Source organism: Streptomyces sp. NPDC002104 (assembly GCF_053593795.1).
This window is the reverse complement of sequence record NZ_JBSFDF010000004.1, coordinates 1-14007: the sequence shown is the minus strand read 5'-3', so window position 1 is coordinate 14007 and position 14007 is coordinate 1. Positions and strand designations below refer to the sequence as shown.

The following is a 14007-nucleotide window of genomic DNA, read 5'->3' as shown; positions in this document are numbered from 1 at the left end:
AGCGTGCGCCTCGTGGTGGGAGGCGCGGCGCCGGGGTCGGGCGTCGAGGGCCGTGTCAGCGGGTGGGGGCGCCGGGTTTTCTTGGGCTACCGGTGTGCGAGGGCCGGGACTCCGCCACCGGCGGGTTCGGCTCGTGGTGTTGGGGGTGCGTGGCTCTTCCTGTTGGGGTGGGGCTCAGGCGAACGATTCGCGCCTACTTCGTCCGGGCCGGGCCGGGGCGGTTGGACCGGACCGGCTTTGTTCCCGGGCTCCGGCCCGGGTGCTGCGCGGGGAGGCTTTCGGCCAACCTGTCGGTGGCGGGAGCGGGAACCCGTTCCGCTCCCTAAAGTGGCCTCTTCTTATGTGCCGACCTCAGGACACCCGGCACATGTGCCGGACCGGGGGAAGACGTGGATCCGATCACAGCGGTTGCCGCAGCCGGCGTCGCTCTTGTCGTCAAGGGAGCCCTCGAGTCGATGGGCTCGGAGGCCGGGCGCTCGGGGTGGGGCGGCGGGGCTCGTCTCGTCGAGCGGATCAGGGCGCGGTTCCGGGGCGATGCCGTCGCCGAGGAGGCCATGGAGTCGGTTCGCCGGGACCCGGCCGACGCGCAGGCACGCGAGGAACTCCACCGGATCCTGCTGGCCCACATGCTGAGGGACAGCGCCTTCGAGAACGATGTACGAAGCCTCCTCCAGGAGACGGTGAACGCGCAGCGTGCCCGGGCCCCGCAGGTGAGCGCCGCCGTCATCAAGAACGCCCAGGTGTTCAACGAGAAGGTCGAGATCAAGGGCGACTGGAACATCAACTGACCTGACCTGACCTGCGCGGTCGGCCGCCGTGACGGCCCGTCTCCGCGAACGATCCGTCACCCGTCGTCACGAGAGTTCATTCCTCCATGAGCACGGAAGCGCGACGGGCCGACCCCGTCGACGGCCCCGATCCGGAGCCGCACGGCCCTGCCCGTTCCGCGGAGGGCGACGGCCGAGTCCCCGGAGCCTCCTCGGCGCGGGCCGAAGGCCGCGACCCCGAGGGCCCGGTGAGTGAGAGCGACGCGCTCCGCTCACTCGTCGACGGCGGCGACGAGGAGGGTGACGGCGATCCTTCCGAGCGGAGCGAGGCACGGCGTGCGGGGGCCATCGCCGACCTGATCGCCGAGCGCCTGAACGCGGACACGGCCGGGACCCGCATCGGCACGCTCGCCCTGTTCAACGAGACGGTGAGTTTCGGGGGCGGCTTCCACACCGGCGGCGCCTCCCGCCACCCCGGAGGCCGCAGCAATACCGCGTCTGTTGCCCTCGACGCGGTCGAACTGCAGGACCATACGGACTGGTTCGTACCTCCCGCGGAGTACGAACCGGCCCTCGACGCCCTGCGGACCGGCCATCTCGTGGCCCTCACCGCGGCTCCGGGCAGCGGCCGCGAGGCCACGGCGGTCAACCTGCTGGCCGAGGTCATGGCGCAGAGCGGTACCGGTCTCGGCAGTGACAAGGAGGGCGAAGGCGGCTGCCACCGCCTTCTCGACCCGTCGGCAGTCACGGAGCCGACCTGGGCTCCACCGATCGGGCAATGCGGATTCCTGGTGAGCTTCGACGACTCTCCGGCGAGTACGGACGCCTGGGACTCCGCGGCCGTCCGCCGTGTGACGGCGGTCCTGAAGGCGGCCGGCTGCTTCCTGGTCCTCGTAGGAGGCCAGGGGCTGGAACTCGCCCTGGCGGGACCGGGCATGGGACTGCTGGCGTGGCAGCGGCTGACCGCAGCGGACCCGCTGATGGTGGTGGAACGCCGCGTGCTCGGCCACGGTGCGGACCGTGCGACGCGCGATGATCTGTACGCCCTGCTGGAGCGTCACGGGGCCGTCGCCGCTCTGCTCGAGCGCCCGTCGGCGCACCACGCGGCCCGGCTGGCCGCGGTGCTGCGCGCGGACGGCGACCTCGCGGCCGCGGTCGCGGAGCTGCGCGATCCGAGCGACCAGGTCCACGAGTGGTTCCAACGGCACCGCGATCCGGACGCGCTCGCCTTCGCGCTGGCCGCGGCCGTACTGGAGGACAGCAGCTACCTCACGGTCGCCGAAGCCGCGATCCGGCTGCGGTCCGCGTTCGCCGAGCCGGAGCCGGCTCCGGCGGATGTCCGGTTCCGGGACCGCCTCGCCGACGAGCAGCCGTGGCTTCGGGTGGAGCCGTCCTCGGCCGGCGGGCCGCCCCGCGTGCGATTCCGCAGTTCCCTGCTCCGCCAGGTGGTCCTCGCCTATGCGTGGACCACGCTCGACGGACGCCGGGACGCCATCTTGACCTGGCTGCGCACCCTGCTGACCCACGCGGACCTGGAAGTCCGTGCCAGGGCCGCGGTCGCCGCCGGGGTGCTGGCCTGGGCCGACCATCACTACGCGGTGTACCGCCTCCTCAAACCGTGGGCGGGCAGTACCTCCTGGCCGCTCAGGCAAGCGGCGGCCACCGCGCTCGGAGTGTCGGGCAGCAGGCCCGACACCGAGGAACAGGTCTGGGAAGTGCTGCGCCAGTGGGCCGGCTCGGGCTCCTCCGCCCATGAGCGCCGCCTGGCCGGTACCGCGGCGAACGCCGTGGGCGGGCTGCTCGGCCGCAACTCCCCCGAGCGCGCCGTGGGCGTGCTCCGCGCCGCCCTGGACCGCGACGACGACTGGGGCACTCTGACGCCGGTCGCCTGGGGAGGCGTACACCTGATCCACCAGGGACGCGCCGGGTACGTCCTGGAGGGCTACCTCCAGTGGTCCGCACCGCAGGATCTCTCACCGCTCGTGGTCAAGACGCTGTCGGCCTTCGTCTTCGCCGTGTCCCAGCCGTACGAACCGGCCACCACCGGCATCGCGGGCACCACCGGGACCGCCGGGGAGGCCGTGCCGGGAGTTCCCCTGCTCCTCACCCTGCTGCACGAGCACCCCGGCCGGCTTGCCGAACTCTGGGCACGGGCGCTGGCGCGCAAGCCGGTACAGGAGTCCGCGCTGGACGCGTTGCGGCGCTGGCTCGACGTGTACGCCCCTCTGGTGCCGGGCGGCGCCGCCCTCCTCACCACGCTGGTGACCGACATCGCCGGACGACCCGGCAAGCACCGGCAGCGGTTGCTGTACTGGCTCGACCGCTGGGCCCGGGACCGCGACAAACCGTCCGAAACGGCGGCGGTCCTGCACGGTGCTCTCGTACGCCGGTGACCAGGGAGCAGCCGCACCACGAAGTCCTGGGATGCCTGAGATGGGCGAGGAGCAAGAGGAGAGGGAAGGCGGATCGTGAACGATCTGACGTACGACCCGGTTCTTGACAGCCAGACGCTTCCGAAGTGGCGGCTGGCAAGCCCACTGAAGCCTCCCGAGCCCGGCCGTGCACTGGTCCTGGTCCTGGACAGTGGGGACGCGCTGACGGTGCGGAGCGGCGAGGAGATCCCGTCGGCACGCTTCGGCGCGTACCAGAGCGTTTTCACCGTCGACCTGACCGAGCACCGGCTCGTCCTGGACGTCGAGCCGCTGCTCAGCCGGGACCCGACCTTTTCCTTCCGCGGGCGGGTCGACCTCGTCTGCCGGGTCGCCGATCCCGCGGAGGTCGTGCGCCGCGGCATCCACGACATGAGCGGTGCGCTGTACGGGCACCTGCGCCGCATGCTGCGGGAGGTGTCGCGGAATTACGACATCGCCGAGTTCCACGAGGCGGAATCGGCGCTCAACAGCACCCTGCGGGCGTTCCCCGGGGACTCGGCGATCCGGCTGCGGAACATCCACCTCGAACTCATGGTGGACGAGGACGAGATCGCCGCCAGCGGTCGCGAGTACCGCGATGTGGTGCGCGAGACCAGGCTCGACCGCATGCGCCGGGAGCGTCACCTGGATCTGCTGCGCGAGGAGGGCGAGGCGGGCCTGGTGGCCGAGGTCATGGAACGGGAGGGCCCCAGGGCCGCCCTCGCGTGGGTCGAGAAGCGCAAGGCCGAGGAGCGGAACGCGCGGCTGGCGGCGGCGGAGTTGGTTCTCAAGCGCGGCGACGGGGACAGGGAGCCGTTCGAGCAGGCAGAGCTGGAGCGGACGGTCCTCGAGGACCTCGTCGGCGACGGCGGCGGCTTGTTCGGCGAGGGCTCCCGGAGCGGGCGGCTCAAGGGATCACTGACCTCCGCGAGGGGCGCGGATTCTCCGCGCGCGGAGGAGTCCTCCCGGGTGGCGGACCGGCCCGCGCTGCGGGGCGAGGTCGTGTCCCCGCGCCCCGGCGGCGAGGGCGCCCGCGCACACCGTGGCGAGCGACGCGGCGGTGTCGCGGCAGCCCGCGGCTCGGCTCCATCGGCGGCCTCCGCACCTCCCGACGACGAGCCGCTGCCGTCGCGAGGGACCGTCCGGGTGCCGGGCGACCGGTCCGGGGGGCGGCTGGCCCCGCGGGGTGAGCGGGCCGGAGGTGACGCCGAGGGCGCCGCCCCTGACGCCGTCCCCGAGGACGAGCGCGACTCCGCGGTCACCGACGGTCCGGTGGTGCGCCGCGAGAGCAGGGTGCGCGGTACGGCGAAGCGGCCTCAGCGGGACGACGCACGGGAGACGCGGCCATGAGGGGGAAGTACGAGCCCGTCGATACGCACGGGGCCCGGGCCGGCGCGGAATCGTCCGCGGCCGGGCACCCGGGCGAGCGTGCGGCCGGAGTGCCGGTGACCGCTCCGGACGCGCCCCCCTGTCCGGCCTCCGCTCCCTGGCCGGCCTCCGCGCCCTGGCCGGCCGCTCAGGGCCAGGAAGCGGAGCGCGGGACGCCATCCGCCCGCCGTGGCGAGGAGGTCTTCGACCAGGAAGCCCCGGAACACTCCGCCGTGCCCCTGCCCGTCGGCGGCCCGCTGCCCGCACCCGCGGTCCAGCGCTACGAGGCCTTCGCACCGGCGGCACCGGCAGCACCGGCGGCACCGGCGGCGCCGTCGGCACCGGCAGCACCGGTGGGACCGGTGGCACCGGTGGCGCCTCCTCCGACCGTCTGGACGTGCGAGGAAGCGGACCTGCTGTCCGTGGTCGTGTGGACCGAACGGGTACCGGGGCGCGGCGAGGACGCCGAGCCCCTCCTCGCCGTCCACCGAGGGAGCGGGCAGGGTGTGCTGGCCGTCTTCGACGGTGCCGGCGGGGCCGGATCCTCCCCGGCGTGGTCCGGGCCCGACTCCATGATGACCAGTGCCTGGACCGGTTCCCGTGTCGCCAGACTGGCCACCGAGTGCTGGTTCCACAAGGTGGGCCAGGGCCTCACCGAGCCGACGGCCGACGGACTCCATGCCGATCTCGGGCGGTTCCTCGCGCACGCACCGCACCGGCCGAGCAATCTCGGCGGGACCATGCGCCGGCAACTGCCGACCACCTTGGCCGCATTGCTCTACGCCGTCCGCCCCGCCCGGGTGGACCACGCCGGCCGTGCGAACCGTACGGACCGCGCCCTGGAAATCCGTGCGCTGTGGGCAGGGGACTCCCGGGCCTACGTCCTGCGCCCCGGGCCCGGACTGCAAGTCCTGACCCGCGACCACACCCAGGAGAGCGATGCCCTGGAGCTGCTCCGGAGCGATCCGCCGATGACCAATCTGGTCTGTTCCGACCGGCCGTTCACCATCGCCTCGCGCTACCTCCGGGAGATCGAGCTGCCGTGCGTCCTGGTCACCGCGACGGACGGGTGCTTCGGGTACGTGGACACTCCGGCCGACTTCGAAAGGCTCCTGCTGCGCACGCTGCGGGGAGCCCAGAGCCCCACGGCGTGGGGCGAGCGACTGCGTGACGAGCTGACCGATCGCACGGGCGACGACGCCACGCTGGTGGTGACCGCCCTCGGCTACGCGGACTTCGGCGCCCTCCAGCGCGACTTCATCGAACGCCACCGGCAGCTCGAAGACGAGATCGGGCGCTTCGACAGGCCGGGTGACCCCGTCCCGACCGCACGGGTACGGGCCTGGCAGGACTCCACGTGGAAGGCCTACCGCACTGGGTACGAGTGCTTCCTTCCCCCGGACCCCGAAGAGGAGACGTCGTGAAACTGGGCGACACCATCGCGGGCTACCGCGTCATCACCGAGCCCACCAATGCCAATGGCGGGAAATGCGTCTGGGCGTTCGCGGAGAAGGACGGCGAGGAGTTCTTCCTGAAGCGGTTCCTGGAACCGAAGCGGCCGCGGGAGGGGTCCGATCCGGCCAGCAAGAGCGTACGGATCCGTCTCGAACTGTGCCGGGAGTTCGAGGACCGCCACCGCGGCTTGATGAAGCGGCTGCGTCCGGACGCGCGCGGCGGCGGGAATCTGGTGCTCGCCCGGGACTTCTTCCACGAGGGGAGCACCTACTACAAGGTCACCGAGCGCATCGACACGTCCACCCTGGAGAAGCCGCACTCCCTCGAACCGCGCCAGAAGACCGTGCTGCTGAAGACCCTGGGGCTGAGCCTGCAGCAGTTGCACGACATCGATGTGGTGCACGGTGACCTGAAACCGCTGAACGTGCTGGTGCAGAAGCGGGAGGGAGCCGCCTTCCACACCGCCAAACTCATCGACTTCGACGACTCCTACGTATCGGGCAGCCCACCCGGGCCGCAGGAGGTGGCCGGGGACTCCCTGTACGGGGCGCCCGAATGGCGCCGGTACATGCAGGAGGACGGGACGGTCGGGCCCGAGCACCTCACCTGCGCGGTCGACGTGTTCGCCCTGGGGCTGATGACGCACCAGTACCTCACCGGTGCCGTACCCGGCTATGACAGCCGGTTCGGATCACCTGCCGACGCGGTCAACTCCGGCGAGGTGCTCGACGTCGACCCCCGGCTGGCGGACAGCATGCAGGGCCTGATCCGGGCGATGACCTCGAGGTCGCCCGGCAAGCGGCCGCGGATGTCCACGTTCCTGAAGGCTCTGGCCGACCCCCAGGTATGCGCCCTGCACCACGCCACGGCGACCGGGAGCAAGCCCGGAGCCGGTCGCGGCGCGTCGGCCGGAACGGCCGGGACCACGGGGACGGCCGCCACGGGGACGGCCGGAACCACCGGGACGGCCGGAACCGCACCGCGTGGCAGCCGGATCCGTACCAACCTCACGGGGTCCGCACCCCGTTCGGCCGCCGCCCCGCCGCCTCCGAGGCCCGCTCCCTCCGAGGAGGCGGCTCCCGGGGCCAAGGATCCGAAGGTCTCGCGCGTCCGCATCAATTTCGGTGGCCGGCGCCCCTCCTGACGGTAAGACCACCCGCGCCGCGCGAACCGCGGCCACCGCCCTCCTCGCGAGAGAGAACACATGAACGCCGAAATGAACCAGTACCGGGGCAACCTGCAGTACGCGGTCGACATCGTGCTGTGCATCGATGCCACCGCCTCCATGTTCCCCGTTCTCGACACGGTCAAGTCGAGCGCTTTGCAGTTCCATGACCGGCTGGACCAGGTGATGGGAAAGAAGGGCAAGGCCATCAGCCAGCTCCGGCTGAAGGTCATCGCCTTCCGCGACTTCGGGGACGACCCTTCCGACGCCATCGAGGAGACCCCGTTCCTGCGCCTGCCCGATCAGGCCCGGGAGTTCGAGAAGTTCGTGGAGTCGATCGACGCCACCGGCGGCGGTGACATTCCCGAGTCGGGCCTGGAAGCCCTCGCCCTGGCTGTCAACTCTCCCTGGGAGACGGGGCTCGACCGCCGTCGCCACGTGGTGGTCATGTTCACCGACGCGCCGGCCCACCCGCTCGGCACCGTCGGCGTCACCGCGGCGACGTACCCGAAGGACATCCCCCGGTCGCTGGACGACCTCTTCGAACAGTGGGGGTACGCCCGCAGCCAGACCTCCGTGATGGAGCAGTCGGCCAAGCGCCTCGTCCTCTTCGCACCCGATCAGGCCCCGTGGTCGGACCCGATCGCGGAGGAGTGGGACCTGACGCTGCATTTCGCTTCCAAGGCCGGCGACGGACTGGAGGAGTTCGAGATGGACGAGATCATCGAGACGATCGCGAACAGTCTGTGAGAACACTGCTGTGGTGGCCTCGCTTCCGGCTCCACGAGGGCACGGCGGATGCCTCCGAGAGGCTCGCGCTCACCTGCGAGTTCTCGTGGGGGACGATCAGCGCGTTCACGGACAACTGCGAGTCGATCAGCCTGCGCGCCCAGGACGGCGCGCATCAGCTGATCCTGCGCTTCCGCCAGCAGGACGGGGACGGCGACGGGCTGGTCGTCGTCCGGGTCGCCGTGCCGGATGGTCACCACCACGAGGCTCTGGAGACCGCGGAACTGCTCCGCCGCACCTACTCCATCCCCGAGACCACCGAGCCCGAACCCGAGCGCGAATCCGAATCCGAGTCCGAATCCGAGTCCGAGTCCGCATCCGCATCCGCATCCGGACCGGATGACGAGGTCCCCGTCCGGATTCCGTCCGGCGACCCCGGATGGATCGTCTCGCCCGCTTCGGGGATCAGCGAGACGTTGTACGCGGAAGTCCTCTCCCGGATGGCAACCGGACCGGCGGCGTGACTCCCGGGCCGCGCACGGGACGTGAAAGGAACCCGGGGTGACCGAGACGAACTGGAGGTGCCGCGACTGCGACGAGTTCAATGCGCAGGAGGAGAAGAACTGCACCACCTGCGGGACCCGTCGGAGCGGCGCGGCTCCCGGACCGTGGACCTGCGTCGACTGCAGTACGCGCAACGATCCCACGGATCCGTCGTGCATCGCGTGCGGCACCGGCTGGAAGGCCTCGGCGCAGAAGGCTGCGGCGAGGAAGAGGACCGCGCCGAAGGCGCCGGGCCCCCGCCCGGCCCCGGGCGCGAGCACCCGTACGTCCTCGCCGGCCGGATCCAGGGGAACGTCCGGCCGCTCCGGCACTCGGACGGGCACCGGAACCGGCCCCGGCCCCGGAACCGGAACCGGAACCGGAGCGAAGACCCCCGCCGGAGGCCGTGCGGCCGCACCCGGATTCCGCTCCGGCCCCACCCGCGTGCCGCCGGCCTCCTCGCGTCCGACACCGGAGCGCGGCGAGGCCTTCTTCCCGCCTCCGGCCACCGTCGGCTACATCCCTCCCGCGGCACACCGCACGGCGCCTCCCCCGCCCCCTCCCCCTCCCTACGTTCCGCCGGCGCCTCCCCCACCGGACCCCCGGGTCTGGCTCCCGCCGGGCGGGTGGACACCGCCCGCCGGAAGGAAGAGCGGTGGCGGCAAGGGCTGCCTCGCACTGATCGTCGTCCCGGTCGCCCTGTACGCCCTCAGCCAAGGCTGCTCGGCACTGTCCTCCTCCTTCGGGACGGGCGGCGGGTCCACCCCCGCCTCCGAGGAATCCCCCCGGAGTGCCGGCACCTGCCCGGGCCGGATCGCCGACTCCCTGCCCGACGGCGCCGGGGCGAGCCTGGAAACCGCGTTCCGCACGGGGAACAAACAGATCACCCTGTGCCTGACCACGGGCGGAAAGCTCTACTACTTCGGCGAGTTCAGCGACCGCCGCGAGCCGGGGATCGCCATGCCGGCGGTCAGGACCGCGAAGGGCTACACGGCGCGCAACGATCCGTACCGGTACGAGATCCACGACGGAGTCGTCACCATCTACCGGTCCGGAAACCGGATCGGTGAGGAATCACTGACCCCGGAGCCCTCCCCCGGCTGACCGCGCGCACGGCCCGGATCAGCGCTCGGCCCCACCTGGGCGGGTTCCGTTCCGGTGGTCCGTACGAAGGATGTGGGGGTGGGTCTGTGGGTTTTGGGGGGTGGGGGGTGGGGGCGGGGGTGCGTAGGTTGGGGTGGAGGCCACTTCGTGTCGTTGACCTGGTGCTTTGTGGCGTGCTCTGACGGTGAGGATGGGGCGGCGCGAAATGCGTGACTTGGTGGAGACGGCGCGGCGGTGGGTGGCCGAGGGGCGGGTCGGGTTTCTGGCGCGGCCCGTGACCGAGCAGGGGTTCGGGCCCCGGGATCCGGCCGGGGCCGTGCTCGTGGATGTGAAGGGCGAGTGCGTCGGGGCCCTGTACCGGGGGGTGTTCGATGCCGAGCTGGTGGCGGAGGCCGCCTCCATGGGGGCCGGGGAGACCGCGCGGGTGTGCGAGGTTTCCGTCGGGGCCGGGGAGGCCGTCGAGGCGAAGCTGACGTGTGGCGGGCAGGCCGAGGTGCTGTTGCAGCCGCTGGGTGCGATTCCCGGTGAGTGGTGGGAGCTGCTCGGGCAGGGGGTCGGGGTAGCGCTCGTGACGCAGTTGAACGAGCGGGCCGATCAGGCGGTGAGTGTGGTCGTACGGGGGGCGGACCAGCCTTCCGGGGACGCCGAGCGGCGGGCCGGGGAGCTGCTGAGGACGCGGCGGCCCGGGCGGGACGCGTTGTACGCGGGATCCGGGCTGGTGCTCGTGGAGGCGTACCCGTCGGCTCCGTACGTGGTGATCGGCGGGGGCGGGGAGCTGGCCGAGGTCATCGAGGCCCAGGCCCGGCTGCTCGGGTGGGAGGTGAGCGTGGTCACCGACGTCAGTGAGGCCGCGAAGCTGCTCGGGGCGCGGCGGGACGCCGCCTGTCTGGCGATGCTGAGCCATGATCCGGAGTTCGACGTGCCGACGCTGCGGACCGCGCTCGCGCTGGGGGTTCCGTACGTCGGTGCGCTCGGTTCCCGCAAGACCACCGCGCGGCGGCGCGAGGGGCTGCTCTCGGCGGGGGTGAGCGAGGAGCTGCTGCGGACGGTGCACGGGCCGATCGGGCTGGATCTGGGCGGGCAGACGCCGGCCGAGACGGCGCTGGCCATCTGTGCGGAGATCCTGGCGGTGCTCGGAGGCCGCGAGGTGCGCGGGGTGCGGGACGCGGACGGTCCGCTCCGGGGGTGAGGGGGCGGCCCACGGGCTTGATCGGGTGATATGGGCGTACATGCGGGAAAATGGGTTGTATGGACACGACTCTGACCTTTCTCGCGGTGGACAGGACACTGACCAACATCGCGTGGTTCCTGGTCGTCGGGCTCATCGTGGTCGGCTTCCTGCTCGGCGGCTTCTTGCTGGGCAAGCGGGTCCGGGCACAGGAACCCGCACCGCCCACTCCCGAGAGCCAGCCGCACCTGCCCGAGGGCGGCGCCGTGCACGAGGTGCGCGAGGAGCGGGACTACGTGGACTTCCCCGAGAGCGGCCTGCGCCCGCACGAGATGCAGGGCTACGGAAACTTCGGCTCCACCACCTCCCTCCATCCGGAGGAGGTCAGGGCCCGGCGGGAATCGGGTCACCGGCACGTCGAGGGGCCGGGACCCCACCCGCAGCCCGGTTCCCCGCCCAATTCGGGGCGGGGCGCGCACGACTGATCCGCTGAACTGCCGAACCGCTGAGCATCTGAGCCGCTGAGCCGGCAGCCGACCCCGTGACCCGTGACCCGTGGCGCAGCCCGCCGCGGGTCACAGGTCTGTGCGCAGGCGCAGTACCTCCGGTGGCGGGTGCCGGGTCGAGGTGTGGCGGACCTCGGCCGTCAGCGGCGGGTCCAGGGGGTGGAAGGGGACCTCGCCCAGGCCGATGGCCGTGATGGTGGCGGCCCCGGCCGGCAGCGGGGCGCGGGCTGCCAGCGCCGCCGCCACCTCGGTGCGCAGCGGCGCCGTCAGGGGGCTGGAGACCAGCGGGGCCTCGTCACCGACCGGCAGGACCAGGACGAGCGCGAGGGGACGGCGGGCGGTGCCCGTGTAGCCGACCACCGCCGCGTCCCGGACGTTGGTGTGGCGGAGTTTGTACCAGCCCCGGCGGCCGGCGGGGTAGGGCTGGTCCATCCGTTTGACGACCAGGCCCTCGATGCCGCTCGCGGGCAGGGTCTCGTACCAGGTCTCCGCCAGTTCGGGGTCCGTGGTCATGGGGACCGGCTGGAGGGGCGGCCCCAGCGGCAGGAGGAGGTCCACGAGGAGGGCGCGCCGGCGTTCGTACGGCCGGGCGCGCAGGTCCAGCCCGGCGAGTTCCAGTACGTCGAAGGCCGCGTACGAGGCCGGCAGCGTCTGGGCCAGTACGGCGGCCCGCGCGGCCGAGGCGGCGGCGGCCCGGCGCTGTACGAGCGCGAACTCGGTGCGGCCGGCGTGCCAGATCACCACCTCCCCGTCCAGGACGGTCCCGGCGGGCAGGTGGTGGGCGGCTGCCGCGAGGTCGGGGAAGGCCGCGGTGACGATGCGGCCGGAGCGGGCTTGGAGGACCACCCCGTCAACGGCGCGGTCGGTGCGGACGATGACGAGACGGTGGCCGTCGAACTTCGGCTCGTACGCGAGACCGGGCCCGCGCGGCAGGGTCCGTACGGCGGCGGCGAGCGCGACGGTGATCACGGGAGCCGCCCGGCCAGGCCGGGGTCGAGGAGGGGCGCGAAGAGGTCTCCGTCGCGGGCGAGCCGGGGGGCGATGTCGTCGGCGAGGAAGACCAGGTCGGAGGGGGTGCGGCAGGCCTCGACCTCGACCCAGGAGACGGGGGCGGAGACCGTGGGCAGGGTGCGGGCGCGCAGCGTGTACGGGGCCGCCGTGGTCTTGGCGGCGGCGTTCTGACTGTGGTCGACGAAGACCTTGCCCGGGCGCAGCGCCTTGGTCATCCGGTGCACGACGAGGTCGGGGAGCTCGCGCTCGGCCTCCTGGGCGAGGGCCTTCGCGTACGCCGACACCTGCTCGGAGGGGGTCGGTTCGAGGGGCACCGCCAGGTGCAGGCCCTTGGAGCCGGAGGTTTTGGCGCAGGCGTGGAGGCCGTCGGCGGTGAGGCGGTCGCGGAGCCAGAGGGCGGCGGCGGAGCATTCGACGACGGTGGCGGGGGGACCCGGGTCGAGGTCGAGGATCAGGCGGTCGGCGAGGGCGGGGGCACCGGCCGGCCACTGGGGGGTGTGGAACTCGACGACGAGGTTGGCCGCCCACATGAGGGTGGGCAGGTCGGCGACGACCACCTGCTCGGCCCGGAGGTCCTCCGAGCGGGGCACGGGCGTGGTCTTCACCCAGGCGGGGGTACCGGGCGGAGGGTTCTTGGTGAAGAAGAGCTGTCCGTCCGGGCCGTCGGGATAGCGCAGGAAGGACACCGGGCGGTCGTGGATGTGGGCGAGCAGGGAGCCCGCGACCGTGGCGTAGTAGTGGAGGACCTCGCCCTTCGTGAAACCGGTCTCCGGGTAGAGGACCTTGTCGAGGTTGCTGAGCGGAATACGACGGCCCTCCACCAGGGTGATCGGCGTCATACGATGAGATTGCCACGAAACAGGAGGAACCGTGCGATCCATATGGAACGGGGCGATCTCCTTCGGCTTGGTCAGCATTCCGATCAAGCTCGTGAACGCCACTGAGAGCCACTCGATCTCCTTCCGCCAGATCCATGTCAGCGACGGCGGGCGCGTCCGCTACCGCAAGGTCTGCGAGCTGGACGGGGAGGAGGTGTCCACCGCCGAGATCGGCAAGGGGTACGAGGAGGCGGACGGGTCGATCATTCCGATCACCGATGAGGATCTGGCGCAGCTGCCGATCGCCACCGCGAAGACGATCGAGATCGTTTCGTTCGTGCCGGCCGATCAGATCGATCCGCTGCAGATGGACGCGGCGTACTACCTCGCGGCGAGCGGGGCCACGGCGGCCAAGCCGTACACGCTGCTGCGGGAGGCGCTGAAGCGGAGCCGGAAGGTCGCGATCGCGAAGTACGCGCTGCGGGGGCGGGAGCGGCTGGGGATGCTACGGGTCGTCGACGACGTGATCGCGATGCACGGGCTGCTGTGGCCGGACGAGATCCGGGCTCCGGAGGGGGTGGCGCCCGAGGGCACGGTGTCGGTGCGGGAGGCCGAGCTGGACCTGGCGGACGCGCTGATGGCAACGCTGGGGGAGGTCGACATGGACTCGCTGCGCGACGACTACCGCGAGGCGGTGGAGGCGATGGTCGCGGCGAAGGCCGGTGGCGGCGAACCGGCGGTGGCGGCGGGGCCGGCGGTGGAGGGTGCGGGTGGGCAGGTCATCGACCTGATGGCGGCGTTGGAGAGCAGTGTGCGGGCGGCGAAGGCGTCTCGGGCGGGGGCGGGGGCGGCTTCGCCGCCGGAGGAGCCGATGGAATCGTCTCCTCACAACACGCCCCATCCGGAACGCATTTGCCGTGAAGCCTGCGGACTGTCCGCGCTTCTGCGCCCCGGACGGGCTC

General features: G+C 72.2%; 13 protein-coding genes. 11 read left to right on the top strand and 2 right to left on the bottom strand.

Annotation, left to right across the window (positions count from 1 at the left end):
• Positions 1-389: 389 nt before the first annotated feature.
• The 10 genes from ACWCP2_RS04900 (at position 390) to ACWCP2_RS04855 (ending at position 11195) form a co-directional block, all read left to right on the top strand.
• Complete coding sequence (locus ACWCP2_RS04900; RefSeq protein WP_450907174.1) at positions 390-788, top strand: hypothetical protein; 399 nt, start codon at positions 390-392, stop codon at positions 786-788.
• 86 nt (positions 789-874) lie between these two features.
• Positions 875-3160, top strand: a complete 2286-nt coding sequence (locus ACWCP2_RS04895; RefSeq protein ID WP_450907173.1) for a hypothetical protein — start codon at positions 875-877, stop codon at positions 3158-3160.
• Positions 3161-3235: 75 nt separating this feature from the next.
• Positions 3236-4528: a hypothetical protein gene (locus tag ACWCP2_RS04890; RefSeq protein ID WP_450907172.1), complete on the top strand. Its 1293-nt coding sequence runs from the start codon at positions 3236-3238 to the stop codon at positions 4526-4528.
• On the top strand, positions 4525-5970 hold the full coding sequence (locus ACWCP2_RS04885; RefSeq protein WP_450907171.1) for a serine/threonine protein phosphatase: 1446 nt from the start codon (positions 4525-4527) through the stop codon (positions 5968-5970). Before ACWCP2_RS04890 ends, ACWCP2_RS04885 begins: the two co-directional genes overlap by 4 nt.
• Entirely contained in the window at positions 5967-7145 is a 1179-nt protein-coding gene (locus ACWCP2_RS04880; protein WP_450907170.1) for a protein kinase domain-containing protein, read from the top strand. Before ACWCP2_RS04885 ends, ACWCP2_RS04880 begins: the two co-directional genes overlap by 4 nt.
• A gap of 60 nt (positions 7146-7205) precedes the next feature.
• Complete coding sequence (locus ACWCP2_RS04875; RefSeq protein ID WP_450907169.1) at positions 7206-7916, top strand: vWA domain-containing protein; 711 nt, start codon at positions 7206-7208, stop codon at positions 7914-7916.
• Complete coding sequence (locus ACWCP2_RS04870; RefSeq protein WP_450907168.1) at positions 7913-8419, top strand: hypothetical protein; 507 nt, start codon at positions 7913-7915, stop codon at positions 8417-8419. The genes ACWCP2_RS04875 and ACWCP2_RS04870 overlap by 4 nt, the downstream gene beginning before the upstream one ends.
• A gap of 37 nt (positions 8420-8456) precedes the next feature.
• Positions 8457-9542, top strand: a complete 1086-nt coding sequence (locus ACWCP2_RS04865; protein WP_450907167.1) for a zinc finger Ran-binding domain-containing protein — start codon at positions 8457-8459, stop codon at positions 9540-9542.
• Between the two features lie 205 nt (positions 9543-9747).
• A complete protein-coding gene (locus ACWCP2_RS04860) occupies positions 9748-10731 on the top strand; it encodes an XdhC family protein (RefSeq protein ID WP_450907166.1) in 984 nt (327 codons plus the stop codon).
• Positions 10732-10790: 59 nt separating this feature from the next.
• On the top strand, positions 10791-11195 hold the full coding sequence (locus tag ACWCP2_RS04855) for a DUF6479 family protein (RefSeq protein ID WP_450907165.1): 405 nt from the start codon (positions 10791-10793) through the stop codon (positions 11193-11195).
• 90 nt (positions 11196-11285) lie between these two features.
• Here ACWCP2_RS04855 and ACWCP2_RS04850 read toward each other — a convergent pair whose 3' ends face one another.
• Both ACWCP2_RS04850 and ligD read right to left on the bottom strand, forming a co-directional pair.
• Positions 11286-12182 (bottom strand): ATP-dependent DNA ligase, encoded by an 897-nt coding sequence (locus tag ACWCP2_RS04850; protein WP_450907362.1) that lies wholly within the window; start codon positions 12180-12182, stop codon positions 11286-11288.
• Entirely contained in the window at positions 12182-13066 is an 885-nt protein-coding gene (gene ligD, locus ACWCP2_RS04845; RefSeq protein ID WP_450907164.1) for a non-homologous end-joining DNA ligase, read from the bottom strand. The genes ACWCP2_RS04850 and ligD overlap by 1 nt, the downstream gene beginning before the upstream one ends.
• A gap of 31 nt (positions 13067-13097) precedes the next feature.
• Between ligD and ku the strand changes: the two genes are divergently transcribed.
• Positions 13098-14007: non-homologous end joining protein Ku (gene ku, locus ACWCP2_RS04840; RefSeq protein WP_450907163.1), on the top strand; the 910-nt coding region annotated here is incomplete at its 3' end.

Coding starts and splice junctions, on each gene's coding strand:
- ACWCP2_RS04895 (WP_450907173.1), top strand. CDS start 875: ATGAGCACGGAAGCGCGACGGGCCGACCCCGTCGACGGCCCCGATCCG.
- ACWCP2_RS04885 (WP_450907171.1), top strand. CDS start 4,525: ATGAGGGGGAAGTACGAGCCCGTCGATACGCACGGGGCCCGGGCCGGC.
- ACWCP2_RS04875 (WP_450907169.1), top strand. CDS start 7,206: ATGAACGCCGAAATGAACCAGTACCGGGGCAACCTGCAGTACGCGGTC.
- ACWCP2_RS04860 (WP_450907166.1), top strand. CDS start 9,748: ATGCGTGACTTGGTGGAGACGGCGCGGCGGTGGGTGGCCGAGGGGCGG.
- ACWCP2_RS04855 (WP_450907165.1), top strand. CDS start 10,791: ATGGACACGACTCTGACCTTTCTCGCGGTGGACAGGACACTGACCAAC.
- ligD (WP_450907164.1), bottom strand. CDS start 13,066: ATGACGCCGATCACCCTGGTGGAGGGCCGTCGTATTCCGCTCAGCAAC.